This window comes from Arthrobacter sp. YA7-1 (assembly GCF_025960325.1).
In the GTDB taxonomy this organism is placed as follows: domain Bacteria; phylum Actinomycetota; class Actinomycetes; order Actinomycetales; family Micrococcaceae; genus Arthrobacter; species Arthrobacter bambusae_A.
The window spans coordinates 1,820,606-1,845,585 of the sequence record NZ_CP110114.1 but is presented as its reverse complement, the minus strand read 5'-3'; the positions used below and the strand labels follow the sequence as shown (position 1 = coordinate 1,845,585).

Genomic DNA, 24,980 nt, shown 5'->3' with positions numbered 1-24,980 from the left:
AAATTACCTGTCCCTGAGCGTGCAGGGGCTATCAGGACCTAAAAGGGGACGACGGGGACCGTCAGAACCAATGCCAGACATCCCTCATGAGCCAAACGAGGAGCGAGGCGAAGAGCATGGGTGGAATTAAGTACAACACCCAGATACCGGACATCTGGTACTTCTGGCGCTTGGTCATCCTTGCTCCCTTCCCCTGCTAATCATTCTACGGGGGCTCTGACCGCCCGGTGCAGAGCCTCTTAAGGAGCTATTAGGGCTGGGATTTCACGGATCCGCCGCCAGCAGGTCGTTGGCCTGACGGCTTCTGGACCATAGACTTCGGACAACCGGTCCAGTTGTGAACCAGGAGGATGAGCATGTCGGCCATATGGTTTGGTTTGGTCGGCCTGCTCATGGGGTTGTTTATCTTGGCTATCTCCGGTCCGCTGGCCAATCTGGCAACCAAATGGAATCTCTTCATCCGTCAGGACGCTGACGTTCTGGAGGCCTATAGAAGCCAGAAACGACGCGGGGTACGACTGGTTGCGACACTTTTCTTGGTTGTGGGAGGCGGCGCAATTATCGCGGGTCTCATTGGGTGGAGTCTGGGGGCCCCTTAGCCAGCCCGCGGCCTCCAGTATGGAGATATATCCGGGAAATAAGTCAGGATGAACCATTGCCCATGCTTGGCCTTTAGAGCAGTCGCTGCCACCGGCCAGCGCCGTCGGTGGTCTTGGATCAAGCCGTCCTCGTGGTCCTGAATTACGTTGACATACTCATCCGGACCCACCGCGACGAGTACCCTTCGAAAAGGAGTACCGCTAATGCAACCGAACTACGTCAAGGTTGAAATTCGATGCGGGACCATTGGAAACTCGATTCCTCTGTGCGTTCGAGTAGATAGAGGTGTCCCTCCCCAACTGCGATGCACCCCGTCAGGACGTGCTGCCGGCTCATCAGCTGGCTCCGTCCACACCTGCCGAAAATGCCATGCGCTGCTGACGGAAGGAGGAAACCGTTTGTCCGAAGAGGTCCAGCAGCTCATCGCCCGGGGTTGGGACACCCACCTCAGAGCCGGTGCCGTACACGTGACCTGCTAATGGCACTCCCGGCAGCTGCGGCGCAGGGGCGCGTTGACGGGGTATATTCCTGGCCAACATCAGCGCCGCCGGCCAACGCGCACAGATTCGGTAGACGTTGCGCCGGTGGATTAGACGTAGCCATTTATTCGCTGGCCAAAGTGTAAACGTCGTACCAATGTGGTGAACTTGGGGCATGACTGACGCTTCGTTGCTGGTTGATCAACGCTCGGCATCTTTGACTGCCTCCGAACAAGATGTAAAGGCGTGGGCTAGCGGGCGACGGGTGTTCGTTTCGAGTCTCATTACCGACATGCCCGAGGAACGCTCAGCAGTCCGTGCAGCAATCGAGACCATCGGCGCGACGCCGGTGATGTTCGAGGATTTAGGTCCTTTGGATGTATCCGCAGATCAGGCTTATCTAGCGGGGGTGCGCAGCTCCGAGGTTTATGTAGGCATGTGGGGACCCCGTTACGGCGTACGCATGTCCGACGGATACTCAGCGACCCATGCTGAGTATAGAGAAGCCGAACGTAACGGACTGAGGCTCTGCCTGTTCGTACATGGCGAGGCATCGGGCGAGATGGACGGCGCACAACGCGATCTCATTCAGGGTGCGCGCAACCTTTATACAACCAGTTCTTGGAGCGATCCGACAGATTTACAACAGCGCGTGATTCGGCGGCTAACGGATCTGGCTGCTGAGGAGTTAGCACCATGGGTGCGCGTTGGGCGAGCACTCTTCCGCGCACGCGAGATCACCAGTGACGGCAGGACGATCTCGATCATGGCCGAAGTGCGAAGTGATGCAGTGCACTCCGAGCTGGTGCGTCTGCGTGGCAGCCGGGCCAGCGGCGTCGCTTTTGCCTCTCCCACTGAGGCTCTGTCAGTGCAGCTGGCCGAGCTATCAACTCGAACAATCTCCACCATTGCGCACGAGGAGCATCTGACGCTAGTAGCTCAGGAGCGGCGATCGTCGAACATTCGAGCTGCACTCAATGGTATCTCTGCCGATGAAGTGGCACGTCGCGCACTGTCCGACGGCCTCTTCGGAACCTCTACGCTCGGCGAACAAGCTAGGTGGCTCGCACGTCCAACTGATCCCTTGGCCCGGTTACGGGGATCTGGTTTTGACGACAGTGTTCTGCGACCGATCGCGCGTCTACTGTTCACCGAACAACTCATTACCGACGGATCCGCATCGCGGATCGACTCGTTCGCGCTCGGTCCCGCACACCAGGGAGCACGCCGACTTCAAGCCACATGGACCCCGCCGCAAATTTATATGAATGAACCAGACCCAGCCCGACTATCAATTGACGGAACTGTCACTGGTCTTTAACAGCGGCCCTGACAAACATTTCCTCTTGAGACGAGGGGCGAGGGGCGAGGAAACCCTGCCGAGCAACCGGGCGTGTCATTTACCCTTGCGGAAAGGCCGCCTAATCAGCTACGGAACTCTTACACGGGTTCCCCTGCTCGTCCCCGGCTCCTGTGCCTTTGTACATTACAGCCGCCTCATGGATGCTGAGTTCTGGGTGGCTGTTGCCGCTCTGGTTGTATCGGTAGTTGCTTTGAGGCAACCTGAGAAGCGACCCCCGGCGTGGCGCTCCAGCTGGGTACAGCGACCACAAGGCCCCCGTAACCGCACGCGGACGCATTAGACCCGGAGTGCCAAACCTAGTCCGTCACAAGTCTGGCGAGGGAACGAACGCCGTTGGTGAACTGGTCGAACTTCAGCTTGATGTGACCGTTCTGCAACCCGCCTGTGCTGCGAACGAGTTCGTGTGCCTTGAGCTCCAGCAATTGATCCGGCACGAAGCGCGGTGTTGTCCGGCTCACCCATGGCCAACGGTCAGCCTCTTCGCCCCTTTCGGCACGGTAATCATCAGGCAGGAACGCAAACCCTCCTATATTACGGAGCGCAGCAGCAGATAATCGCTCAGACGCATCGCAGCGGCCAACGACTCCGCACGCCCATGAAATGTCGCCGCCTGTCGAGGCCAGCTGCACCCCCGACTCTGGCGGGTGAAGGGAATCTCTGGCAGGATTCGACCAGCCTCCTTTCTCGCAACGGGAGGCCTGCAGCGCACGGAAAAGGGGAAGTCCGTTGGAAGGTGGCCAGACTTCGCAGGGTGTCCCGTCACAGCAGACCGGCCATGCATGGGGCGCTCTCAGGTGCAGGACCGCCGGTCATGCCGTCATCGAGAGACTCCTGCAGGAGCAGGCAAGCGTTCCCGGTCGTACCTTTCTGGGGCGTGTTTTCGGGGCCAGCCCGCTGGGGGCGGACTCCGTGTCCTGGTACCAGGGGGCTGTGGGAGAGATCAACGTCGGACACATCCTTGAACGTCTGGGACCGGAATGGACCGTGCTGCATGCCGTGCCTGTCGGGGCCGGAGCCTCCGACATCGACCACGTGTTGATCGGCCCGGCCGGGGTGTTCACCCTCAATACCAAGAACCATACGGGTCAGGCCGTCTGGGTTGCCGGACGTACCCTCATGGTCGCCGGCAAGAAGCAACGCCACCTCTACAACGCCGCTCACGAAGCGTCCCGGGCGGCGAATCTGCTCAGCCGGAAAATGGGCGGGCCGGTTCCGGTCACCAGTGTGGTGGTCATCCTTGCACCGAAAAGCCTGACGATAAAAGCCAGCCCCGAGGGCGCCGCCGTCGTCACCGGCACCCGCCTGCTCACCTGGCTAGCCGACCGACCACGGGTTCTTGGCCCCGGACAGGTCGGGATGCTCACCGCCGCGGCTTCCCAGCCGCAGACATGGCACCGGAATCCACCGGTGATGACGGATCCTGGCCTGATCCGTCGGGAATTCTCCGCACTCCGGACGGCGGTAAACAAGGCACGCGCCCATCGGATAGGCTGGCTCCTCGCCATCACGGTCGCAGCCCCATTGATCCTGCCCAACCTTTTGCGCCACTTCTGAAACCCTGGCCGGAGGGAGTACCAGCGTCCGGTTCCGCAGCCAAGGTCTACGGCTCCCTACACCCTGTGGGTTGTGCCCGGCGTCGGGCGCATAGTGCTTACGGACAGGGGCGGCTATTTGTACCCGACGGCCACGCTGCCGTGGTAGCCATCCTTCATTGAGCAGTGCAGTCTCTCCCCCACCGGGAACCACGGCCGGGGCCGCCCATTCAGGTGCCGCTGGCGCTGCCGGAACTAGAACCTGCGCCCCATGCTTCGCGCATCCCCCCTACAGCCCCTGGTGTTCTGTTAGCTCAACTCTTCCGCCCGGAAGATCTCTCGACCTGAAACGTGTCGCCAGATCACGTGGTCGAGTCTCCTCGGCTGGGTTGGATACAGCTCGGCGACTTTCTTGATTAGCTCTGCCGTCTGCATGGACGTGAGTCTCTTCCCCTCAAGACCGGCGTGTTCTTCTACGAAACGGATCACCATGCGGTCAGGCTTCACGGACTGGAAACCGGCCAGGATAAGAAAGTAGTTGAACGTGACACCCGAAGACTGGCTTGGCAGACGCAGCCAAGCTTCTTTCACTGGACTCAAGCCCTCATCCGTGGAGTGCTCAGCATGCAGCTCGGCCCTGGTGGTGATATCAAGCGCCTTGAGCGCCTCAGCGGCCTGACGAACCACTTCAGCCTTTAGCAAGGCCTTCGCCCCGGTGTGTGCTGGCTTGTGGTTATTGACCAGAACTGCCCAACCTTTGCTATCGCCGACTTCCTCGAAGGTGCGCAGCAGCTCACCAGTACCGTCTTGATCAGCGTCTGCACCCTGGCTGCGCCGGTAAGCCCGGTACTCGTTGACGACGTTTATGACGCTCTGGTAATGCGATCCAGTTGAGAATATTGAATCGATAATGGCAAGAGCCAGGCTGTGGGGATAGCCATCTGCCTTTATCCAATTAGCTTCATCACCAAAGATGGCGCGGCACACGTCGGTCAGTTTGGTCGCTTCTGCGGCGAGCTCGTTCGTCATAGCCGGACTGTAAGAAGGTTTCACGATAATAACGGTAGTAACCCGTTCATGTTTACCCTGCAACCTAAACTGAACCATGATCAAACTAGCGCTGGGCGCCTCACCTGACCGCCTCCGATCCATTCTCGGCGACGCTGCCCGCGAAATCGAAAACGTCAGAGGAAGCACCCAAGCCGAGTACGCCATCGGCTTATACAACGCGTACCTTGAGTGGGCCAGCCATCAGGTTCGACTCGTGGCTGGTCTCCTACCTGACGAAGAAATCGACCGGTTGATAACGACCAAGCGATACTGGACGCTTCTTTCGCTTGAGCCGAGCGCCGTTACCGAGCGCACACTGAGGATTCTCGTAGATGGCGAGATCAGTCAGAGAATTGAGTACCTCAAAGCTGCACAGGAAGGTATTACGACGGATCTGGCGCGTTGGGACAGCGGGGCCGCTGTCGCCGTCGTGCTCGATACCGGGGTCTGGTTGAAGCATCACGAAAATATAGCTGAAGTTGATTGGAATACTGTATTAGACATTCGCCCTGACATTCCTCTCGTGATCACGGTCCCAACAAAGGTTATCGACGAGCTCGACGGCCACAAACGCAACAGACAGCAGGTAGCCAAGGGACAGCTATCGATCCGCAACCGCGCGGGTAAGGCTCTTAGGTTTCTCGAACTTCAATTCCGAGCGCCCGGGCAACGACCCAAACTAAGTGACGGCTCCATGGCAAGTACTACTCCGTCATCAGCGCTTTATCTCGGTTTGATTCCTCAAGAGTTAAGCCATTCTCCCCTGCCTGATGCCGACCTAGAGATCATCGACCGGGCCCTAACCACGAGGCCCTACGCCAAAAGCGTTCACGTCGTGACAACGGACTACGGGATGGTGTTCCGGGCCAAGCAGTCTGGGCTCGATGTGACGAGGGTAGCCGACTTCGACGAGGCACTGGAGAAAGCTACTGACGGCGAGTAGCCACCCGTGGGCGGGGCGGGTAAAGGGTAGCTAGTCAACGTAGGGTGCAATAGATTGACGCCTCATCGAGGAACAGAAACCCCCAGTGGGCCGCCAAGGAAGCTTTAGCTCAAGGGAGTCCAAAACCGTCGCGCGATGGCTGGACCAGTGCAATGGATGATGGCCGCCAATGACTATGGCCACCTTTTCGCCAGAAACGTCAAACGACGATGGCGTATGCCGAGTTCCACCTGATCCAAGCGGCGCGAAGTGCGGCGTGCCCTGTACACCAAAACGCCTCAAAAAGTCAAGTTTTGTCAACAGTCAGAGGCCAAATAGGCCCCTGACCTGCGGAAACACTGTGCCCGAGGTGGGACTCGAACCGCATTCCAGCCCCTGCAAACGCTGGGAACTCCCGAAAACATGCCGAGTACGGGCCAGTCCGGCCAATGTACGACCCGATCCGAAGCCCAGAGTGTTGACACTGTCAACGGACCTCTTTCCCACTTTTGAACCCTCTCGCGAACACGACCAAGCTGTTCAAACGTAATCGGAACGGGCTGCCGGGTCAGGCGATCTGGATCCGTTCGTCGCCAAGTTCAACCTCGACACGAAGCCGGCCGCCGACCGCTTCAACGTATTTCCGCAGCGTATCGACCTGGGCGCGATCGATGTCACCGTGCTCGATGCGGGACACCCTGTTCTGGCTGACGTGCAGACGCGCAGCCAGCTCGACCTGTGTCAGGTCCGATGCCTCCCGGAGTTCCCGAAGCCGGTAGGCGCGGACCTCATCGAGCAGTTGCTTCTTGAGAGCGTCCACAGCAACCCGGTCAACAGGCCGCTTGGCCAGCATCTCTTCAATAGTCTTCGCCATTACGATCCTCCTTTCAGAATCCTCAGATGATCATCGAACAGCTCATCCGCAATCGGAATGTTCGTCCTGTACCACTTGCTCCAGCTGCCTGCTTTGTCGCCCGCAACGAGCAAAATCGCATGCCGCTCAGGATCAAAGGCAAACAAGATCCGCAGCTCCGACCGGCCACTGGATCCGGGCCGAAGTTCCTTCATGTTCTTATGCCGCGAACGGACCACCGTGTCGACCAGGGGCCTGCCAAGCTGGGGACCACGCTCAGCAAGAAGCTCCAACGCGGCGATCACCTGCTCGTACGAGTCCTGATCGAGCCCGAGCAGCCACGACTCCACCAACTCAACGTCAACATTCCACACCGACTCGATGATACAACCCACAGGTTATACAACTCAAGGGCTATATCCATGAATGGACACCCGGCACCGCTCCGCGTGCCCCGCCGACGAAGACCGCTCTTACGGAAGCCCGAGCGCGCGAAAGCGCGCCAGCTTCGTGATGTGCTCCGAAAACCTGTCAGCATGGATCCGTGCAAGATCGGATGTCGGTTGAAATTACCGTAATCGGAGAGGGTTTCGTGCCCCTCGACGCGCGAGCGCCGGGATCGGTAAGGTTTGACGGCAGGTTGGTCGTCGCCAACGAACGCTAACATGACCTGGTGACGCCAACTTATTGGGACATGGAAAGACGCGGCTCCGCAGAATCCTGGCGAAGGCTTCGGCAGTACCGTTCCGTCCTTCTCGACATGACCGCGGACGACGATCTTCAATCGCTTTTTGCGACCGGATTGCATCAGGCAGAGCAGCAATTCAAAGCGGCGACGACCATCGGCCCGGAGAGCCGTCCTCTAAATCTGTTCTACGGCCTTTCCCAGGCAGGCAGAGCAATTGCGGTTGCCGCGTCACTGAGCCGAGCAACGCTCGCTCGACTCGACGGCCACGGCATCACGTGCAGGGACCTTCAGAATTTCAGAAAGCATCGGGTGCCCGATCTATCGACTCTGGTGGTCCGCTCCCGGGACTCGCAAGACGCCAGTTTCCCGGTTCTCTCGAAGATCTTGGAATCCCAGGACTTGTCGTCTGCCATCAATCTCGGACAACTGTGGGAGGTGCTGGTGGAGCCTCAGCTCCATGAACCCCTCATCGCCCTTCAAAACCCAGTCCTTCTAGCCCGAGCAGATGAACTGCTCGGGCCGGAAGGGTCCGGCACAAAGTTCCTGTACCTCGACGGCATTCCTGCATCCGAGGACTTCAATGATCCGGTGAGTTTCGCCAATTTTGCGGCATCATATCCGTCTTTGGCTGGATCGACATTCGACAGAGTAACGGGCCACAGCAGCGTTCGTGATGGCCGGTCGGATACTCAGTCGATTCAAGTTTCCTGGACCGTTAGTTCCGGTGGATCCAGCGGCGCCACTGATTCCATCGGAATATATCGGCAGTCGCTTTTTGTGCTGCCGGCTCCACCAGGGGGCGATCGTCCAATGCATCCTCTGATGATCTGGTGGGCCGTCCTGTTTGGACTCTCAATGTTGGCCAGATACGAGCCAACGTGATGGACCAAACTCATCGATATCAATACATCGTCGTCGGCCGTGCCCATCGAATTCCTTCTCAACACAGCCCTTGAATCCGTCCCAGACATTCTTGCGGAGACCCTTGGTCAACTCCTGGGTGAGATAGAAGGCAAGGCCGCTGAATAGTCTCACCGCCGCGGAACCGGACGATACGCACCAACCTGATCGTTCACGACCCGCGCATTGGATATGGGCACTCATGGACGTCCGTCACCTTATGACAGCGTCAGGAATAGTCGGTTAGCTGGACATGACCGCAGCCCGCGGTTGCCGTTCAAACCCTGTGCCCGCAGCTGTGTCGATCATCTCTTGGCACGGGCATCATGGTGCGCCCCTTTCAACCACCGGGTAATGTGCTTCCAAAAAAAGTCGCTGGACAAACCCTAGGCCAGCCTCGTAGACCGGATACTCTGAGGGACACCACTTATGTCGTGAACAAGGGGGCTCCCATGACGGTCAAATCCATGAATCGCGCCGAACTGGCAATAAAGTACGCCGATCCCGATTGGCGGCGCCGGTACCTGGACGTTGTTGACCTCGTGTCATTACTGCGCGATTGCATCATTGAGAAGTCCTACAGAGTCTCGGACGATTTGAACAGCGCAATCGCCCTGACTGAAGCCGGCAAGAAGATTCGAGACCAACTCATAACCAAAGAGCAAGTGGGCGCCAAGGAAGCCAATGTCCTGACACTACTGGGCCTAGTCCACGTGGAGCCCTTGGTCGACGTCGCGGGAATGGATATAGATCGGCTTCAGCAGGCAATCTCTCAAGAGATCCGGTCGGGAGCACTGATTTATCCGTTTGTCTTTGGACGCGATCTCTACGATAGGGCGGCCCGGCTTTTCCCCGAAGAGCGGGACTATCTCCGCCATGACGACACGCTCAGGCTCATAAAGGACATGCCCCAAGGGGTCTTCCAAGCAGGCCATTTTCTCGTTGGGCCCTACGGCATCATCAGAGTCAGTCACTACCGCACTATCCATTCGACGACGGTCGTCCCCCTCCAACACTGCGCTGATCACTCATGCTCCCAAATACACCGGGTTCAGCTTTCGACGAGTTTCGATGCGGCGGTGAATCGCCACCGCCGGGCCCTTAACAAGGTTCTAGATCAAGTCGCGGAAGAGCCCTCCGAATGGAACGGATTCATGTCCGACATTGCGGAAGGCATGTTCAACACCTACGCAGTAAACGACGTATCGACGCTGCCCGGACTCTTGGGTGATGCCTTCAGCAACGATGAACTGAAAAGCATTTTGGCACATGGCTCCGGCATCTCAAAGGGACGACTCGTTGCGACGGCCAAAAGTCTAGGCTTATCCGGCGTTTCGAAAACCAGCGTCAAGGACCTGAACAGGTCAGCGTTGCTGCAAATCCTCCTGACAGAATCCGATGAACAACTGGTCGACCTACTAGTGGTCTGTCTCAGTTTTGCTTGATGGTTTCGAGTGCGACGCGGCCACGGGCTACTTTTTTGAGGATTGAGTCTGCGGTCGCGGTCCAAACCAGTGGTTTGGGTTCGGTGTTGTGAGCGGCGAGGTACTCTTCGATCTTGTTGATCAGGTCCGGGACGGAATGGAAGGCTCCGCGGCGCAGGGCCTTGTCCGTCAATTCCCGGAACCATCGCTCGACGAGGTTCAGCCACGAGGACGAGGTCGGAGTGAAATGCAGCTGGAACCGGGGATTTTTCGCCAGCCAGGCTTTCACGTCCGGGTGTTTATGCGTGGCGTAGTTGTCCAGGATCAGATGGACATCCAGGCCCTGCGGGACTTCCTTGTTGATGGTCTTGAGGAACACCAGGAATTCCTCGTGGCGGTGTTTGGGCAGGCAGGACCCGATGACTTTCCCGGTCGCCACGTCCAGGGCCGCGAACAACGTGGTGGTGCCGTGGCGCTTGTAGTCATGGGTCATCGTTTCCGCCCTGCCCTTCGTCATCGGCAGCGACGGCTGGGTACGGTCCAGCGCCTGGATCGAGGACTTTTCATCCATGCACAGCACGATCGCTTTTTCCGGCGGGTTCAAATACAGCCCGACCACGTCGATGAGTTTTTCCTCAAACTTCGGATCGTTTGAGAGCTTGAACGAGTCCACCAGATGCGGCTTCAGGCCACGGGCGGCCCAGATCCGCTGCACTTGCGCCGGGGACACCCCGACCTTCGCGGCCATCGTCCGCACCGACCAATGAGTCTGCCCTTCCGGCTTGGAATTGCGCGTCAGGTCAACGATCTCATCGATCTTTGCCTGCGGAATGACCGGCTTACGGCCCCGCCCCGGACGAACCTCACCCAAATGGGTGAGACCATCTTCGGCGAAGCGGGCACGCCAAGAACGCACCGTCGCCGGGCTCACACCAACAATCCCCGCGATCCACTCACTCGCCAGCCCCTCCGCGGCCATCAACAAAACCTGCGCCCGCTGCACCTCACGGTAGGACGCCGTCTGCGACTTGGAAAGCCTCTCAAGAAGCACACGCTGGGCATCAGAAACCACCAAAGCAGGAGCACGATTCGACATGCACCAATATTAACAGCCCACCTCTAGCTATTTTGGAGACACACCACTAGATGCATGCGTCAGAGAGAACGTGGTTCAGGTTCCGAACGGAGAAATTCGACAAGCAAAAGTGAACTCAGGGCATCGATCCGGCGCTTGGCATCTGCGCACTCAATTGAGCCATTTAGGCGTCAGGGTAGTAGGCAGCGGACGGGATCTTCCATTGCTGAGGCTCTCCACGATGTGCCGCTCCCTCTTTGACGCTAGTTCCGCGCTCGACCTGGACGAACTCGCATGGGTTCTTCGCGATACGCCCGGTGACACCACTGATGGCCGACTAGAAGAATTTCTGAGAGTATCCGACCCACAAGCCATCGTTCGCTGGTTGGGTCCCCGTTAGCAGTCCAGCGTCTATGCGATAGCTAATTGGTTTTCTTGCGTCCAGTTCTCCCAGTACCGATTCGGCGTCATGCCATCCAGGGATCCGTGGGGCCGTTCATGATTGTAGATAGCTTTCCATTCCTCGGCCAAATACCTTGCCTCGGCCATGGTGTCCATGATTTCTCCGGTGAGTTGTTCCCTTCTGAACTGGGCGTTGAACGACTCGATAAAGCCGTTCTGCCACGGTGATCCGGGGTCGATGAACGCGGTATCGACCCCGGCGGTGTTGCACCAGCCGACCAGCGCTGCGGCGGTGAATTCCGGCCCGTTGTCGCAGCGGACGTACGTCGGGGCGGTGCCGGTTTCGGCGATGATGTCCTCCAGCACCGCGATGACGTCGGCGGCCTTGAAGGACCGGCGCGGAATGACTGCCAGCGCCGTGCGCGTGTATTCGTCGATGACATTGAAGAACCGGATGTGTCGGCCGCAGGAGGTCACGTCGGACTGGAAATCGAAGCTGACCACGTGCATCGGGTACTGGGCCGTGAGACGCTTCTGTTCCCCGGCGCCGGGGCCGGTGCGCCTCTTCTTCCTCGCCCTGGGTTTGCACGTGAGCCCTTCGTCACGCCAGAGCCGGCGCACCCGCTTCTTGTTCAGTGCCACACCAGCCCATGCCGGCTGGGCCAGCAGATGCCAGCGGGCCTTCCGCCAGCCCCACGCGGGATGCTTCACGGCCACGGCCCTCAGGTCCGCACGCAGCTGCGCCTCCTCGAATCCCATGTCGGGTTTCTTCTTGCGGAACGCGGACCGGTTCTGGCCCAGAAGCGCGCAGGCGAAGCGTTCGGACGCCCCGAACTTCTCCACCGCCATGCGCACGGCACGGCGGCGCGGTTCGGGGCTCAGAATTTTCCCTTCGCCACCTCATTGAGAATGTCGATGGCCAGTTCCTTCTCCGCCAGCAACCGCTTGAGCCGGGCGTTCTCCTTCTCCAGCTCTCTGGTCCGCCTGGAGGCCTCGGCGTTCTTCTCGGAACCGTACTCCTTCAGCCACCGGTACCAGGTCGCCTCGGTGACCTGGAGCTCCTTGATGACCTCGACCATCGGGCGTCCGTCATTGAGCATCTTCTGGCCCTGCCGGACCTTCGCGATGACCTGCTCGGGGGTGTGTCTGCGTGCCATGATTCGTGAAATTCCTCCTGCGTCCATTCTCGGACACGAAACTCACACAAACACTGGACTCCTACCCGGGGACCCAACCATTCGAACTCTTGCTTTGGCTCGTCGCAGCAACGCAGAGCAAATATGCAAGGAACTCAACGTTCGATTAGACCAACCAGACAGCTCACTCGTCGAAGCAATCCTTTGGAAACTCGGATTTCCCATGCAGCCACGTCTGGACGTGCGCGATGATTACTGGAGACATCACGAAAATCTTGAGAGCTTTGCCAGTACTGCGGATTCAAACCTCGGCCTCAACGAAGAACGTCTCAGGGAGCTTTCGTCCAACTACTTTGTGAGCCTTGAACGATTCCTTCACGACTCAATTGCCTTTCTTACCTGGGCGCTTCTTAACGACCACCACACCTCAGAGCAGTCTTACGTGTACTTTGAGCTGTCGGGCAAGGAATTCACGAAATCCAAGTTGAACGAGGTTAATGCTGGCACCCGAAGCCGAGCAGAGGACGACCTTAGTGACAACCCCAATCTCAGCCAGCTCGTTCAGGCCTACACGAGGCTCTCCAAGAAATTGGAATCGCTTCGGGGCCGAGAGCAAGAGTGGAACCGACCGGCTTCTACGACGCCAGAGTTCGTGGCGAAAACGCGCCTACAACAATTTCCTTTTGATCATTTGGTTCCCTTTCTTGATCTGACTGCGGAGTCTCAAGTGAGGCTGGTGGAGACCCTCGGGGCCGTCGCCTCTGATCTAAACGATTCGGGAATTATGACCGCGAGGAACGGATTACTCCACGCGAAGCAGGAGACACCTAGCCTCGCCGAAGTGCGAGCAGCTCTTGATCGTTCACGCAGAGCCTTGGACCGGCTGGAGCAGATTGGTGCCGTCCGAACGACATTCCGCGTTGCCGCGAGTGCAGTCAATTCCTGGGGCCGATGGACGATCGTAATGGAGTCAAACGGCAAGGAGATCGAGTTCTCCTCCCCTTCGCCTTATAGCTGGCTTGGACTTCCAGGCTTCACAACCCCTCAGTACCTGCTCCACGGCGCACTTTTCGCTCGCCCAAATGAAATGCTCCGCTTTCGCGAGGGAGTCGCATCCGATTATCAAAAATACTGGGCCGGATACGAGCAGCGGCCAGAAGCCGGAAACAGAGTACTTGCGAACCAATCGGAAAACCTTGCCACCCCAATGGAAACTGGTTCTTTCGTCTCGGCAAAGGCGGACTAGAGCGTGTCTCCTAAAGCGGCGAGCCAGATGGTGACCGCCCGGAGGACGGCTCCGCCGCGGTAGGTGAGTGCGAGTTTGTCGTATCGGGTGGCCAGGCCGCGCCATTGCTTGAAGGTGTTGAAGTTCCGCTCGACTACGTTGCGGCCTTTGTAGTCCTCCTTATCGAAGGCCGGTGGCCTGCCGCCAGCGGAGCCCCGCCGTTTCCGGTGTCCGATCTGATCGGACGGTTCCGGGATCACGGCCGTGATGCCCCGGGCCCGCAGCTGGGTCCGGATCGCCCGGGAGGAATACGCTTTGTCCCCGCGCACACGGTCCGGGCGGGTCCGTGGCCGGCCCGGACCGTCCCGGTTGATCGCCAGGTGGCCCATCAGGTGCGGAAACATGGGCGCATCCCCGCCCTGGCCGGGGGCAACCAGGCTCTTCGTGGTTGGTGGGGAAATGAGTTCGTGTCGTTGAAGACAAGGGGGCCCGTGGCCCTGCTGGGATGAGTGTGTCTAAGCATTCAACCTGGAACAGGACCACGAGCCTTGAACGAGCCTACCGGGGTCGCAGCTGACGCTGCCACCAGCATCTTCAACCTGCCCGGCTACCGCGTCATCTCCACCAGCCTGAGCCCCGATGGCGGCCGCAGAGTCATTGTCGAAACCGACCAGCCACCGGGCTGCCCCACGTGCGGGGTGGTTGCGTCACGGCGGAAGGAACGCCGCTTCCAGCGGATCCGGGACATTCCCGTCGCCGGACCCGTGGAGGTCCTCTGGTCCAAGTACCGCTGGTACTGCGAGGAACCCGCGTGCGAGCGGCTCTCGTTCTTTGAATCCACGCCCCAGGTGCCGCGGCGTGCCCGCTCCACCGGCCGGCTCCGGGACCAGCTCGTGGAGGCGGTCATCCGTTCGGGTCGGGCCGTTTCGGAGACTGCCGCCGCGTTCGCGGTGTCCTGGTGGATGGTCCGTGTCGCGCTCAACGAAGCCTGCTTCCTGACCCTTCCTGATGTGGACCGGCTGAGCCCGAGAATGCTGGGCATCGATGAGCACCGTTTCCGGTCCGTGCGCTATTTCCAGGACCCCGAATCCAAGGCCTGGACGCGGTTCGAGCCGTGGATGACAACCATCGTGGACCTGGACACCGGCCAGGTCCTGGGCGTCGTGGACGGCCGGGACCACAAGGGCGTCGGGGAATGGCTCTTCGCCCGGCCCCTGGCATGGCGTCTGGCCGTGCAGGTCGTCGCGATCGACCCTTCCGCGGCCTTCCGCAAGGCGCTGCGGATGTGGCTTCCCCGGACCGCGGTCGCCGTGGATCACTTCCACCTGGTCTCCCTGGCCAACCAGGCCGTCACCGAGACACGGCAGAACCTCTCCCAACAGGTCAAGGGCCGCCGGGGAAGGGCCGTGGACAAGGCCTGGGCGCACCGGATGCTTCTCCTGCGCGCCGGCGACACCCTCACCCAGAAGGCAGCCCACCGGCTGGAGGAAGTGTTCGCCGCCGACGATCCGACCGGCACCCTGCAGGCGGTCTGGAAGGTCAAGGAACAGCTGCGGGTCTTGCTGCGCACCGGCTCCCTGGAGGACGCCACGGCGGCGAAGAACGACCTTGAGGAACTGGTGAAGAAGGCGGCACGGCCGGAGACGAACAGGCTCTACCGCACCGTCTGCAGGTGGTGGAAAGAGATCGAGGTCTTGATCATTACCGGCGCCACCACAGGCAAGGTAGAGGCCAACAACACCGCCATAAAAAATATCAAGCGCACCGCCCGTGGCTATCGCAACCCCGCCAACTACAAATCAGTTATTCTCTTGAGAAGTGCCGCCCGGACGGCGGCATGACGCTCATCCCAGGGATCTATTTCCCCACGAACCGTGAAGAGCCGGCAACCAGCAGCACCAAAGGCCTGCCGTTGCCGTCGACCAGGGCATGGATTTTCGTGGTCAGTCCGCCGCGGGAGCGGCCGATCGCGTGGTCGGCCGGCTCATCATACAGATTCATGTAATTCGACGGTTCCCCCTGTGGGGCGGGGAAGGTTCGTGCCGTGCTGGTGGGCGCGGTTGACCGTGGAGTCGACCGAGACCGCCCAATCCACCACGCCTGCGGCATCGGCGGTGGCCAACAACTGGGCCAGGAGCCGGTCCCAGGTGCCGTCGCCGCTGTAGCGGCGGTGGCGCTTCCAGATCGTCTGCCACGGCCCGAACTCAGCAGGAACATCGCGCCACGGGATCCCGCACCGGAACCGGTAAATGATGCCCTCCACGACACGGCGGTCATCCCGAAACGGCCGTCCACGCCGGCCCGAGGTTGAAGGCAGCAACGGCTGAATCCGGGCCCACTGCCCATCAGTCAAAACAGAAGTACGAGACACCCTTCGAGCATCCCTCACCACCGTGCCAACATTTAGGAGACACGCTCTAGTGAAAACGAACTCCAGACCCTCACTCGTATCGTCGCTAAGACGATTGCCGGTTATAGAGGGACAGAACCAGGCCCCGACTCCGCACTTCGTCAAGACCGCCGGCGGGCAACGCAGCCTGGACGAAGCCTCACCGGCACGTGCACGCCACCTGGGCGGGCTGAAAGGTTATGCCAAGGTCGGGATAACAAGGCGTACGTGACCAACATCCCCGCGAAACGTCATGACCTCATGATCGGTTCCAACCACGACCTGTGGCACGTCGAGCAGTCCTTCCGGATGAGCAAGCCAGACCCGCGGGCCAGGCCCATGTTCCACCGCACCGCCCTGCCAGGGCTCCCGCACCTGGTACCACCGTCTCGGTAAGAGTCGACCTGGCAGACCTGAGTACCCCGGTGATGGTCGGCCTCGACGGATACCGGAGGATCCTTGCCATCCTTTTCCGTGTCCTCTGCGCAGCATTCCTGCACCTCGCGGGCTGGCTTCTCTGGAACTACCCGCCAAAGATGCCTGCCTTCCCACGTCTATTTCCAAGATTGCAGGTGTTCAGCCGCGCTGGGCGCACCCTTGATCAGCGCACTGCGCCAAGTAAGCAGCCCTTCATTCTGAAGGCGACCAATCACGATGACGGGATGCACACCTTGGGCCTCTGCTTGAGAGGCCACCCAGCCTTGGCTTATACGCTCCGGTGGAGCTTGAAGCGCCTTCGGGAGTATCCACTGCGCGGCAAGCTCGTTGGCGGACTCCTCCTCCCCGAGTGTGTGCTGATCCTCATCGTCAAGAACCATATGTTCATCGACGTGACCAAGACTCACGTGGGCTATCTCATGGAGAAGCGTAAAGAGGACCTTGTCCAGTCTTTGACCGCGTCCTGAGATAGCTATCACCGGGCTGCCATCAAGTAGAAAAGAAGCACCATCCAGCTTGCTGGAGGGAAAAGCCTCGACGTATACAAGACGAACGCCCACGCAAGCGAAGAGTTTCGGTAGATCACGGAATGCAGACGGATTAAGAACTTCCTGGCTGAGGCGCTTGGCGAGCGAAATTAGGCCTTCCGCAGAGAAGGCCTCTACCGAAAGCGACTTTGCTTTCCGATGCACGCAAGCCAACCAGGTTTTCTGCGTTGGAGAGAGGTTCTCGAGCTGATTGCTGCGGCGCGCGGCGATTAGAAATGCTGGCTCGTCATAAATCGAATCTAGGCCAAAAAGCTGGCGGATCTGATCGGCCTGCCCCTGCGTCGAAGTCGCAGTTATGATGCCGCGTTTCCGCAGCACGGCCACCGGAGCGAGTTCTTTCAGACGGGCGCGCAATCGGACATCATCAAGTTGGACTTGAGTGTTTTCATTTTGCCCTTGGCGCCACAAAAAGTAGCTGTCTTGCAGCTTGAGCCATAACTCGGCACTGGTGCCCAGTGCGGCGCCGATCTGGGCAGCCGACTCCCGGGTGATCTCTTTTTTTCCGGAGATGATCTCCGAGACGAACTGGGGCGGTCTACCCAGGATCTCGGCAAATTCTGCCTGAGTCCAGCCCCGTTCCTCCAACTCTTCAGCGAGGTACTCGCCGGCCGGAAATACTTCCGCCAACCCAGCACTCATTTTGATCTCCATCAGTGGTAGTCGACTAGCTCGAGGATGACCGCGACGCGCTCTCCCTCACTTTGGAAGGTCAAGATCAGCCGGAACTGATCATTGAGCCTGATCGAGGAGGTGCCTTCCCGATCTCCGTTCAGTTGTTTCAGGCGCAGAGAGCGGATCGCTCTAAGATCGCGCTCATCGACCGCAGCAGCTATCACTTGGTGCTTTTTGCGGAAGGCCTTGATGACGTCCGCGCCCCATTGCGGAGGCCGAAAGTCCACGTCGTGAGCGAGGCGGTCCAGCTCCCGGCTGGCATACTCCACACGCAAGTTGACTCCGATCCATCACCCCTCGGCAGATGCGCCGGATCAACCATATCGCAGGAGGACCCGCTGGGCTCACAGACTCGCTTCCAACTAATCGATTTGCCTTCTTCACCCCTTGGGTGAAGACTATGTGTCAAGACTACCTCTAAGCGTCGTCAATCTCTATCCCTGAGGAGGGACACATGGCTACAACCAATGCGCAGCGCGACCCGAAGGAATATGCGGTCATCGTCAATGGGCGCGAACGGGTCATTGCGACCAAGGAAGTTTCCTTTGCAGAAGTACTCGGCCTGGCTTTCGATCCCGTTCCGCATGGTCCGAACTGGGTTTTCACATTGACGTTCCGCAAGGGCGAGGGCAATAGGCCCGAGGGATCGCTCACCGCAGGCTCCTACGTCAAGGTCAAGGAAGGGATGGTCTTCAATGTCACAGCGACTGATAAGTCGTAACGCTCCGCTCAAACGTCTTCGCGATGAGGGATACGAGGTCTCCGTGGAAGGCGGCTACCTGGTTGTACGACACATCCCGTATGTGACCCAGGGTAGGACTTTGAGTTACGGCGTTATGGTCTCCGCACTGGAAGTCAGCGGAGACACTGTCCGAGAACCGAGTGACCACACCGTTCGCTTTGCCGGGGAGGTGCCCTGTACCGGCGATGGGAGCCCGTTCAACCAGATCATTAATGGCTACGTTCAGGAAACGGTGTCCCAGGATTTGGTGGCGGAGTATTCGTTCTCCAGCAAGCCTGCCTCGGGCCGCTATGAGGACTACTACGAGAAGATGACCACCTACATTCGCATCCTGGAGGGGGAAGCACACACTATCGACCCGACGGCGACCGCCCGGACACACCCTGTAATTTCCCCTGAGGAGGAACTCGGCTCAGTATTCAGGTACATGGACACAGCCTCAAGCCGGGCCGGCATAACGGCAATCACTGACAAGCTCGCGGGGCACCGCATTGGAATCGTCGGCTTAGGGGGCACTGGCTCTTACATTCTTGATCTCGTCGCTAAGACTCCCGTCGCGGAGATTCATCTGTACGACAGGGATCAGCTCCTGCAGCACAATGCGTTTCGGATGCCAGGCGCACTTTCCGTAGAGGAACTGGCTGGGAGTCCGGGCAAGGTGGTGCACCTGGCGGCATCCTACTCAAAGCTGCGGTCCGGTGTCGTTGCGCATGAATGTCATATCTCGGATGAGAATGTCGGTGAACTAGCGAAACTCGATTTCGTTTTCCTTTCGCTCACTGGCGGAGAAGCAAAGCGCGGAATCGTCACCGTCCTTGAAGAGAACCATGTTCCTTTCATTGACTGCGGCATGGGGATCTATGAAGTGGACGGGGTCCTGGCCGGGCAACTCCGCACCACCACAAGCACTCCTGGTTTCCGTGAGCATGTCCACGGTCTGGGGCGTATTCCCTTCAGCGACGGCGAGGCGGATGAGTACTCCCAGAATATTCAAATTGCTGACCTCAACGCACTGAACGCTTCAATAGCGGTAATCCGATGGAAGAAATTCTGTGGGTTTTATCTGGACCTGGAAGGCGATCACCACAGCGTGTATGTCATTGATGGCAACCATATGTTGAACGAAGACAAGGCATGAAATGACCGCAATCTCGCACCGTTTCGTTGACCTAATCCCGGAGGACCTAGAAGACGGAGTTGTATACGTATGTGTTCAATACGAAACAGTTAGCCACCTCTGCTTCTGCGGATGCCGCAATGAGGTAGTCAGTCCCCTCCATCCGCAGCAATGGTCTCTCAGTTTCGACGGCAGCACTATTTCTCTTACGCCCTCGATCGGGAACTGGAGCTTTCCCTGCCAGTCCCACTACTGGATCCATCGCAGTCAAGTCCGTTGGGCAAAGGGACTAGGGAGCGATCAGATCTCCAAACTCCGGGCCAGGGAGCAGAGGCTTCTAGAGGACCACTATGAAGCTCAGCTCGACACTGAACCAGATCGAAAGACCCTGATACCGGCGGTGAGCAGGTTGCGGAACCAAATCGCAGCCTGGTTGCGGCGCAGTATGTGAGGACTGCACTGATATCCGCCGGCGCCTTTCCTGAACTGCCAATCAGACGAATAGCCAGGCCATAATGCTTCGGCGGGCTTAGTGACAGGGCATCCTCGTTGCTCGGCCAATCGCCGGGGGTCGATATGAGAGTCCGTTGCTCGACAGGGGAGATGGATGAATGCACTGATCCGGGTAAAGCTGTGAGGACTCGCCCGTATCATCACGGCACCTAAGACAACGGGAGATTTCTCCCGTTGCTGCCCCATTCGGGGAACTCAGGCAAAATGACGATCACCATCCCAGAAGATGCGGTCACAAAAGCAGATTACTCACAAGCAAGCGCCCAGCCATGGCAGGCCCACGGCGCCAAGCTCTCAATTTTGACCCGTATGCGTGGCCAAGCGACTGCATGTTCCGCGAGGAAAGTATGGTGAGCCTGCCTCGGCATACAACAGTACCGGGATTCCAAAACCACGCAGATTGGAGAAGACACCAGTTGCAATTGTTTTGCCGGCTACCCCGCCTCAAATCCTGCTGCGGGCAAACAGAGGCTTTCGGGGTCGGGAGGAGACCATGAGGGCGCCCGGCCAGGTGTTCATTGAGGGCAAGAAGCCGTGCAGTGTGTGCAGGAAAATCCTCGACGTCAGCGCCTTCGGCAAGTCGTCCTCAGCGCCGACCGGTCTGGCTCACGCCTGCAAGGCGTGCGTGAAGGAAAAACGGGACAAGAAGCATGTCGCGGTCCCGCGGACCACAGCAATACTGGTGGTTGACGGGATGAAGCCCTGCCACACGTGTAAGAGGCTGCTTCCAGTCAGCGAATTCCACAAGCACGCGATGACAGTGAGCGGCTTGGCCAGCAACTGCAAAGAGTGCGTGGCCGAGGCGTTCCAGAAGAGATACGTCCCTACCCCAAGGACCACGGCAATTCTGGTGATTGACGGCATGAAGCCGTGCAGTACCTGCAAAGAGCTTCTGCCGGTGAGCGAGTTCGGCAAGGATTCCAACACCGTTACCGGCCTTCGTCATTCGTGCAGGAGGTGTTCCAATGCCGAGACGAGGTCCAGACGAAACAATGAGAAGGCCAAAGATCCCGAGGCATACCTCGCCAGGGAGAGGGCCTCGGCACAACGGTGGCGGGCGAGTGCACCCCCGGAACTGCGCAAGACCAGGGGCCGGAAACAGCTTTTCACCGAGAGAGGTGTGACCGCGGAGTGGTACGACGAAACGCTGGCTGAGCAAGGCGGAGTCTGCGCCATCTGCAAGCAGCCCGAGAGCAAGCTCAGCAGCGGCGGCGGCCCGAAGATGCTCGCGTTTGACCACGACCACACCACCGGAAAGGCTCGTGGTCTCATCTGCCAGCAATGCAACATCGGGATCGGCGCGTTCCGGGACAGTCCGGACCTCCTCCGGAAAGCAGCCCTTTACCTTGTCGAAAGAAAGTGGGAATCAATTGGCCAGAGCTTCGAAGATCGTTGACGGCGAGAAGCAGTGCGGAAAGTGCAAGAAATGGCTTCCAGTAGAGGAGTTCTACAAGCTAGCGAGAGCAGCAACCGGCCTCGCAAGTGCGTGCAAATCGTGCACCCTTACTGTCCATCAAGATGCCAACTACCGCCTCCGCTACAAGGAGCGGGACCCCGAGGGTACCGCCGCGGAGAAGCGCCGACGCCACATCAAGACGATGTACGGGGTGACTCCGGAATGGTACGACGCGATGATGGAGTCACAGCGCGGCACCTGCGCGATCTGCCGTCAACCTGAGACCGTAATGCGGTTCGGCAAGTTGAAGCTGCTATCCGTGGACCATGATCATGCGACAGGCGTGGCAAGGGGCCTCTTGTGTCAGGCATGCAACCAAGGAATAGGCCACCTGGGGGAAGACATCGAACGCATGGAAGCCGCGGCCCAGTATCTCGAAATGCACGCACCAAAAGACCCGGAACCAGAGGCCGGGTATAACGATATTCTTGTGTTGGGCAGCAACACCGCGGGGCATCACTGACTCCGAATTAGCGCCGCGATTCCCGGCAATCAAACAGGCGGCATCTGGATCGTGCGGCGGGCCGCCCAGACCCCCACCCGGCTCCTGGGGAGCGGCCGTGCAGTGCTAGAGGTCACATCTGTCATCATCAGAATTTAGGCGGAGTAGTGAGCGAACATTCCGGGATGCCCGCGATTCGCTCGCAACTTGACTGACTGACATCACGGATCGTCAGGATCAGCTGCAAGACCGCCTTACGTCTTGGCTAGTGCGGCCATATGCGAGTATGCCGCGTTCACACGGGCCAAGCGGCGCAAAATGGATACACCCGACTACCGCGAAAAGTCAAGCTTTGTCAACAGTCAGGGACCAAATAAGCCCCTGACCTGCGGAAACACTGTGCCCGAGGTGGGACTCGAACCCACACACCTTTCGATACCGCATTTTGAGTGCGGCGCGTCTGCCAATTCCGCCACTCGGGCGCGGAAACACCGAAACAAGACTAACCGACGTCGGGCTCTTCACAGAACTCAACGCTCCCTGTTGCAGTGCGCGAAACTACTCTACATGCAGATAGGCTAATTTCCAGAACCGGCTCGGCCGAGCAATAAATCATACGCACGGACCGGGTGCAACTAAGATGGTTGAGAACCCGCCGTACGTCTTGAAGGAGATCCCGTGTCAGAACAGACGGAGTCCAAGCCCGCATCCCAGCCGGCACGCCGAGTAGTTGTCGCAGAGGATGAGACCCTCATCCGCCTGGACATCATCGAGATCTTGAAGGGCGAAGGCTACGACGTTGTCGGCGAGGCCGACAACGGTGAGAAGGCTGTCCAGCTGGCCGAGGAACTGAAGCCGGACTTGGTCCTCATGGACGTCAAGATGCCTGTCATGGACGGCATCTCTGCCGCGGAGAAGATCGTCAAGGCGAGGATCGCCCCCGTGGTCCTGCTGACAGCGTTCAGCCAGAAGGAACTCGTGGAGCGCGCACGCGACGCCGGCGCCATGGCCTACGTCGTCAAGCCCTTCACCCCGGCAGACCTGATCCCGGCCATCGAGATCGCCCTTTCCCGCCACGAAGAGATCAAGGCGCTCGAAAACGAGGTGTCCGACCTTCAGGAGCAGTTCGCCACGCGCAAGCTTGTGGAGCGCGCCAAGAGCCTCCTGACCACGAAGATGGGCCTCACGGAGCCGGAAGCGTTCCGTTGGATCCAGAAGACCTCCATGGACCGTCGCCTGAGCATGCGCGAGGTCGCCGAGACCATCATCAACCAGGTCAACTAGCACTCCCCCGCGAAGGGCGCCGCTTCCACGCGAAGCGGCGCCCTTCGTCGTCTCCGGCCAGCCCCCGACGACGAACAGCACCCGCCGCGGCGACGAACCACCCAGCCCCAAACAAAACAAAACAAAAAAACAAAGGAGGCCCCGCCACACGGCGGAGCCTCCCCTGCTAGATCCGAAAAGCTAATCCGAAAAGATCAGGCCTTCGACTTGGCCTTCTTCTTTTCCGGCCACGGTCCGACCTTTTCCTTGCGGGCTGCGGCCTCTTCCACGCGGGACGTGTCCGCGAGGTCGCCCACCTTGTGGACCTTGAGTGAGTTCGTGGAACCGGCCTGTCCGGGAGGGGAACCGGCAGCGATGACCACAAGGTCGCCGTTCTCCACGATCTTCATCTCGAGGAGGCTGCGGTCCACCTGGGCCGTCATGGCGTCGGTGTGGCCCACCATGGGGACGAGGACGGGCTGGATGCCCCAGGTCAGCGCCAACTGGTTCCAGACGTGCTCCACGGGGGTGAAAGCGAACACCGGCTTGACGGGACGCAGACGGGACAGGCGGCGGGCCGAGTCGCCGGACTGGGTGAAAGTACAGATGTACTTTGCGTCCAGCTGGTCGGCGATTTCAACGGCGGCACGCGTGATGGCGCCACCCCGGGTCTTGGGCTTGGTACCCAGCGGAGGAACGCGTTCGAGGCCGTGCTCTTCAGTGGACTCGATGATGCGGGCCATGGTCTTGACCGTCTCGATCGGGTACTTGCCCACGCTGGTCTCGCCGGAGAGCATGACTGCGTCGGCGCCGTCGAGCACTGCGTTGGCGCAGTCCGAAGCTTCGGCACGGGTCGGTCGCGGGTTGTCGATCATCGATTCAAGGACCTGGGTGGCCACGATGACGGGCTTGGCCCAGCGGCGGGCCAGTTCGATGGCGCGCTTCTGGACGATCGGCACTTCCTCGAGCGGGAGTTCCACGCCGAGGTCGCCACGGGCGACCATGATGGCGTCGAAGGCGTCGATGATTTCGTGGAGCTGGTCCACTGCCTGCGGCTTCTCGATCTTGGCGATCACCGGCACGCGGCGACCCTCTTCGTCCATAATTTCGTGCACGCGCTTGATGTCGGAGGCATCGCGGACGAAGGACAGTGCGACCAGGTCGACACCGCGCTTCATGGCCCAACGGAGATCGTCCTCGTCCTTTTCGCTCAGCGCGGGGACGTTGACGGCAACGCCTGGCAGGTTGATGCCCTTGTTGTTGGAGACCCAGCCGCCGACGGTCACCGTGGCGACCACCTTGACGTCGTCAACCTCGATGGCGCGCAGCGCGACCTTGCCATCGTCGATCAGCAATGCATCGCCGACGTTGACGTCTTCGGTGAGGCTCTTGAGCGTGGTGGAGCAGATGTCCCTGGTACCGGGGACGTCCTCGGTGGTGATGGTGAAAGTGTCACCGACGGCGAGCTCGTGGGGGCCGTCGACAAATCGACCCAGGCGGATCTTCGGGCCCTGCAAGTCGGCCATGATGGCAACGGGCTTGTGGAGCTGGGCGGAAGCCTTGCGGACGTTCTCGTACGTGTTGTCGTGTACCGAGTAGTCGCCGTGGCTCATGTTCATGCGGGCGACGTCGACGCCGGCTTCCAGCACCGCGAGGGTGTTGTCAAAGCTGGAAATTGCCGGTCCGAACGTTGCCACGATTTTTGCGCGTCTCATATACCTACCCTAGTAGTGTGCTGCAGTTGGAGTTGG

Annotated in this window: 23 protein-coding genes, 1 tRNA gene and 2 pseudogenes; 14 read left to right on the top strand and 12 right to left on the bottom strand. The window is 59.5% G+C overall.

What is annotated here, in order from left to right; genetic code table 11:
• Positions 1-1,254 precede the first annotated feature (1,254 nt).
• Positions 1,255-2,400 (top strand): DUF4062 domain-containing protein, encoded by a 1,146-nt coding sequence (locus OIT41_RS08600; protein ID WP_264637789.1) that lies wholly within the window; start codon positions 1,255-1,257, stop codon positions 2,398-2,400.
• 338 nt (positions 2,401-2,738) lie between these two features.
• Here OIT41_RS08600 and OIT41_RS08595 read toward each other — a convergent pair whose 3' ends face one another.
• The gene (locus OIT41_RS08595; RefSeq protein WP_264637788.1) at positions 2,739-2,876 is read right to left on the bottom strand and encodes a hypothetical protein; all 138 of its coding nucleotides are present in this window, start codon (positions 2,874-2,876) and stop codon (positions 2,739-2,741) included.
• Positions 2,877-3,351: 475 nt separating this feature from the next.
• Here OIT41_RS08595 and OIT41_RS08590 point away from each other — a divergent pair, with 475 nt between their 5' ends.
• Positions 3,352-3,996: a nuclease-related domain-containing protein gene (locus OIT41_RS08590; protein ID WP_264637787.1), complete on the top strand. Its 645-nt coding sequence runs from the start codon at positions 3,352-3,354 to the stop codon at positions 3,994-3,996.
• A 287-nt stretch (positions 3,997-4,283) separates the two neighbouring features.
• On the opposite strand, the gene OIT41_RS08585 is transcribed toward OIT41_RS08590, so the two are convergent.
• The gene (locus OIT41_RS08585; protein ID WP_264637786.1) at positions 4,284-5,003 is read right to left on the bottom strand and encodes a hypothetical protein; all 720 of its coding nucleotides are present in this window, start codon (positions 5,001-5,003) and stop codon (positions 4,284-4,286) included.
• Positions 5,004-5,079: 76 nt separating this feature from the next.
• Between OIT41_RS08585 and OIT41_RS08580 the strand changes: the two genes are divergently transcribed.
• Positions 5,080-5,967, top strand: a complete 888-nt coding sequence (locus OIT41_RS08580; RefSeq protein ID WP_264637785.1) for a PIN domain-containing protein — start codon at positions 5,080-5,082, stop codon at positions 5,965-5,967.
• A 547-nt stretch (positions 5,968-6,514) separates the two neighbouring features.
• Here OIT41_RS08580 and OIT41_RS08575 read toward each other — a convergent pair.
• Complete coding sequence (locus tag OIT41_RS08575) at positions 6,515-6,820, bottom strand: helix-turn-helix domain-containing protein (protein WP_264637784.1); 306 nt, start codon at positions 6,818-6,820, stop codon at positions 6,515-6,517.
• Entirely contained in the window at positions 6,820-7,173 is a 354-nt protein-coding gene (locus OIT41_RS08570) for a type II toxin-antitoxin system RelE/ParE family toxin (RefSeq protein WP_264637783.1), read from the bottom strand. The genes OIT41_RS08575 and OIT41_RS08570 overlap by 1 nt, the downstream gene beginning before the upstream one ends.
• Before the next feature lie 299 nt (positions 7,174-7,472).
• Here OIT41_RS08570 and OIT41_RS08565 point away from each other — a divergent pair, with 299 nt between their 5' ends.
• On the top strand, positions 7,473-8,369 hold the full coding sequence (locus tag OIT41_RS08565) for a YaaC family protein (RefSeq protein WP_264637782.1): 897 nt from the start codon (positions 7,473-7,475) through the stop codon (positions 8,367-8,369).
• A 470-nt stretch (positions 8,370-8,839) separates the two neighbouring features.
• Positions 8,840-9,832, top strand: a complete 993-nt coding sequence (locus OIT41_RS08560; protein ID WP_264637781.1) for a hypothetical protein — start codon at positions 8,840-8,842, stop codon at positions 9,830-9,832.
• Here the strand turns inward: OIT41_RS08560 and OIT41_RS08555 are convergent.
• A complete protein-coding gene (locus OIT41_RS08555) occupies positions 9,819-10,907 on the bottom strand; it encodes an IS630 family transposase (RefSeq protein ID WP_241711099.1) in 1,089 nt (362 codons plus the stop codon). The genes OIT41_RS08560 and OIT41_RS08555 overlap by 14 nt on opposite strands.
• A 390-nt stretch (positions 10,908-11,297) precedes the next feature.
• Positions 11,298-12,445 (bottom strand): IS3 family transposase gene (locus OIT41_RS08550; RefSeq protein WP_241711096.1). Its coding sequence is split into 2 segments (ribosomal slippage): positions 11,298-12,172 and positions 12,172-12,445, totalling 1,149 coding nucleotides; the frame shifts between segments, so codons are not numbered across the junction.
• A 94-nt stretch (positions 12,446-12,539) separates the two neighbouring features.
• Between OIT41_RS08550 and OIT41_RS08545 the strand changes: the two genes are divergently transcribed.
• The gene (locus OIT41_RS08545; RefSeq protein ID WP_264637780.1) at positions 12,540-13,670 is read left to right on the top strand and encodes a hypothetical protein; all 1,131 of its coding nucleotides are present in this window, start codon (positions 12,540-12,542) and stop codon (positions 13,668-13,670) included.
• Here the strand turns inward: OIT41_RS08545 and OIT41_RS08540 are convergent.
• A pseudogene (locus tag OIT41_RS08540) lies at positions 13,667-14,089 on the bottom strand (transposase); the annotation flags it as partial. The gene OIT41_RS08545 and the pseudogene OIT41_RS08540 overlap by 4 nt on opposite strands.
• Before the next feature lie 108 nt (positions 14,090-14,197).
• Here OIT41_RS08540 and OIT41_RS08535 point away from each other — a divergent pair.
• On the top strand, positions 14,198-15,490 hold the full coding sequence (locus tag OIT41_RS08535) for an ISL3 family transposase (RefSeq protein ID WP_264637166.1): 1,293 nt from the start codon (positions 14,198-14,200) through the stop codon (positions 15,488-15,490).
• 46 nt (positions 15,491-15,536) lie between these two features.
• Here OIT41_RS08535 and OIT41_RS08530 read toward each other — a convergent pair.
• Positions 15,537-16,020: pseudogene (locus tag OIT41_RS08530) on the bottom strand (IS5 family transposase); the annotation flags it as partial.
• 246 nt (positions 16,021-16,266) lie between these two features.
• Here OIT41_RS08530 and OIT41_RS08525 point away from each other — a divergent pair.
• Positions 16,267-16,434, top strand: a complete 168-nt coding sequence (locus tag OIT41_RS08525) for a hypothetical protein (RefSeq protein WP_264637779.1) — start codon at positions 16,267-16,269, stop codon at positions 16,432-16,434.
• Between the two features lie 158 nt (positions 16,435-16,592).
• Here OIT41_RS08525 and OIT41_RS08520 read toward each other — a convergent pair whose 3' ends face one another.
• Positions 16,593-17,675 carry a HigA family addiction module antitoxin gene (locus OIT41_RS08520; protein WP_264637778.1) on the bottom strand — a complete coding sequence of 361 codons (1,083 nt, stop codon included), beginning with the start codon at positions 17,673-17,675 and terminating at the stop codon, positions 16,593-16,595.
• On the bottom strand, positions 17,675-17,965 hold the full coding sequence (locus tag OIT41_RS08515; protein ID WP_264637945.1) for a type II toxin-antitoxin system RelE/ParE family toxin: 291 nt from the start codon (positions 17,963-17,965) through the stop codon (positions 17,675-17,677). Before OIT41_RS08515 ends, OIT41_RS08520 begins: the two co-directional genes overlap by 1 nt.
• Positions 17,966-18,150: 185 nt before the next feature.
• On the opposite strand from OIT41_RS08515, the gene OIT41_RS08510 reads away from it, so the two are divergent.
• The 5 genes from OIT41_RS08510 to OIT41_RS08495 all read left to right on the top strand — a co-directional run bounded on the left by OIT41_RS08510 (position 18,151) and on the right by OIT41_RS08495 (position 21,987).
• Positions 18,151-18,417, top strand: coding sequence for a multiubiquitin domain-containing protein (locus OIT41_RS08510; RefSeq protein ID WP_264637777.1), 267 nt, complete (start codon positions 18,151-18,153; stop codon positions 18,415-18,417).
• Complete coding sequence (locus OIT41_RS08505) at positions 18,392-19,576, top strand: ThiF family adenylyltransferase (RefSeq protein ID WP_264637776.1); 1,185 nt, start codon at positions 18,392-18,394, stop codon at positions 19,574-19,576. The genes OIT41_RS08510 and OIT41_RS08505 overlap by 26 nt, the downstream gene beginning before the upstream one ends.
• 1 nt (position 19,577) lies before the next feature.
• The gene (locus OIT41_RS20955; RefSeq protein WP_413542318.1) at positions 19,578-20,006 is read left to right on the top strand and encodes a DUF6527 family protein; all 429 of its coding nucleotides are present in this window, start codon (positions 19,578-19,580) and stop codon (positions 20,004-20,006) included.
• A gap of 555 nt (positions 20,007-20,561) precedes the next feature.
• Positions 20,562-21,464 carry an endonuclease VII domain-containing protein gene (locus OIT41_RS08500; RefSeq protein ID WP_264637775.1) on the top strand — a complete coding sequence of 301 codons (903 nt, stop codon included), beginning with the start codon at positions 20,562-20,564 and terminating at the stop codon, positions 21,462-21,464.
• The gene (locus OIT41_RS08495) at positions 21,439-21,987 is read left to right on the top strand and encodes an endonuclease VII domain-containing protein (protein WP_264637774.1); all 549 of its coding nucleotides are present in this window, start codon (positions 21,439-21,441) and stop codon (positions 21,985-21,987) included. The genes OIT41_RS08500 and OIT41_RS08495 overlap by 26 nt, the downstream gene beginning before the upstream one ends.
• Positions 21,988-22,366: 379 nt before the next feature.
• On the opposite strand, the gene OIT41_RS08490 is transcribed toward OIT41_RS08495, so the two are convergent.
• A tRNA-Leu gene (locus OIT41_RS08490) sits at positions 22,367-22,448 on the bottom strand.
• A 196-nt stretch (positions 22,449-22,644) separates the two neighbouring features.
• Between OIT41_RS08490 and OIT41_RS08485 the strand changes: the two genes are divergently transcribed.
• Positions 22,645-23,250, top strand: coding sequence for an ANTAR domain-containing response regulator (locus tag OIT41_RS08485; protein WP_028266834.1), 606 nt, complete (start codon positions 22,645-22,647; stop codon positions 23,248-23,250).
• 194 nt (positions 23,251-23,444) lie between these two features.
• Here OIT41_RS08485 and pyk read toward each other — a convergent pair whose 3' ends face one another.
• Positions 23,445-24,944, bottom strand: coding sequence for a pyruvate kinase (gene pyk, locus OIT41_RS08480; protein WP_078105448.1), 1,500 nt, complete (start codon positions 24,942-24,944; stop codon positions 23,445-23,447).
• Positions 24,945-24,980 lie beyond the last annotated feature (36 nt).

Bases quoted from the DNA above. Each gene is read 5' to 3' on its own strand.
- OIT41_RS08580 (WP_264637785.1), top strand. From the start codon at position 5,080: ATGATCAAACTAGCGCTGGGCGCCTCACCTGACCGCCTCCGATCCATT.
- OIT41_RS08585 (WP_264637786.1), bottom strand. From the start codon at position 5,003: ATGACGAACGAGCTCGCCGCAGAAGCGACCAAACTGACCGACGTGTGC.
- OIT41_RS08510 (WP_264637777.1), top strand. From the start codon at position 18,151: ATGGCTACAACCAATGCGCAGCGCGACCCGAAGGAATATGCGGTCATC.
- pyk (WP_078105448.1), bottom strand. From the start codon at position 24,944: ATGAGACGCGCAAAAATCGTGGCAACGTTCGGACCGGCAATTTCCAGC.
- OIT41_RS08560 (WP_264637781.1), top strand. From the start codon at position 8,840: ATGACGGTCAAATCCATGAATCGCGCCGAACTGGCAATAAAGTACGCC.
- OIT41_RS20955 (WP_413542318.1), top strand. From the start codon at position 19,578: ATGACCGCAATCTCGCACCGTTTCGTTGACCTAATCCCGGAGGACCTA.
- OIT41_RS08575 (WP_264637784.1), bottom strand. From the start codon at position 6,820: ATGGCGAAGACTATTGAAGAGATGCTGGCCAAGCGGCCTGTTGACCGG.
- OIT41_RS08600 (WP_264637789.1), top strand. From the start codon at position 1,255: ATGACTGACGCTTCGTTGCTGGTTGATCAACGCTCGGCATCTTTGACT.
- OIT41_RS08555 (WP_241711099.1), bottom strand. From the start codon at position 10,907: ATGTCGAATCGTGCTCCTGCTTTGGTGGTTTCTGATGCCCAGCGTGTG.
- OIT41_RS08500 (WP_264637775.1), top strand. From the start codon at position 20,562: ATGAGGGCGCCCGGCCAGGTGTTCATTGAGGGCAAGAAGCCGTGCAGT.
- OIT41_RS08520 (WP_264637778.1), bottom strand. From the start codon at position 17,675: ATGGAGATCAAAATGAGTGCTGGGTTGGCGGAAGTATTTCCGGCCGGC.
- OIT41_RS08505 (WP_264637776.1), top strand. From the start codon at position 18,392: ATGTCACAGCGACTGATAAGTCGTAACGCTCCGCTCAAACGTCTTCGC.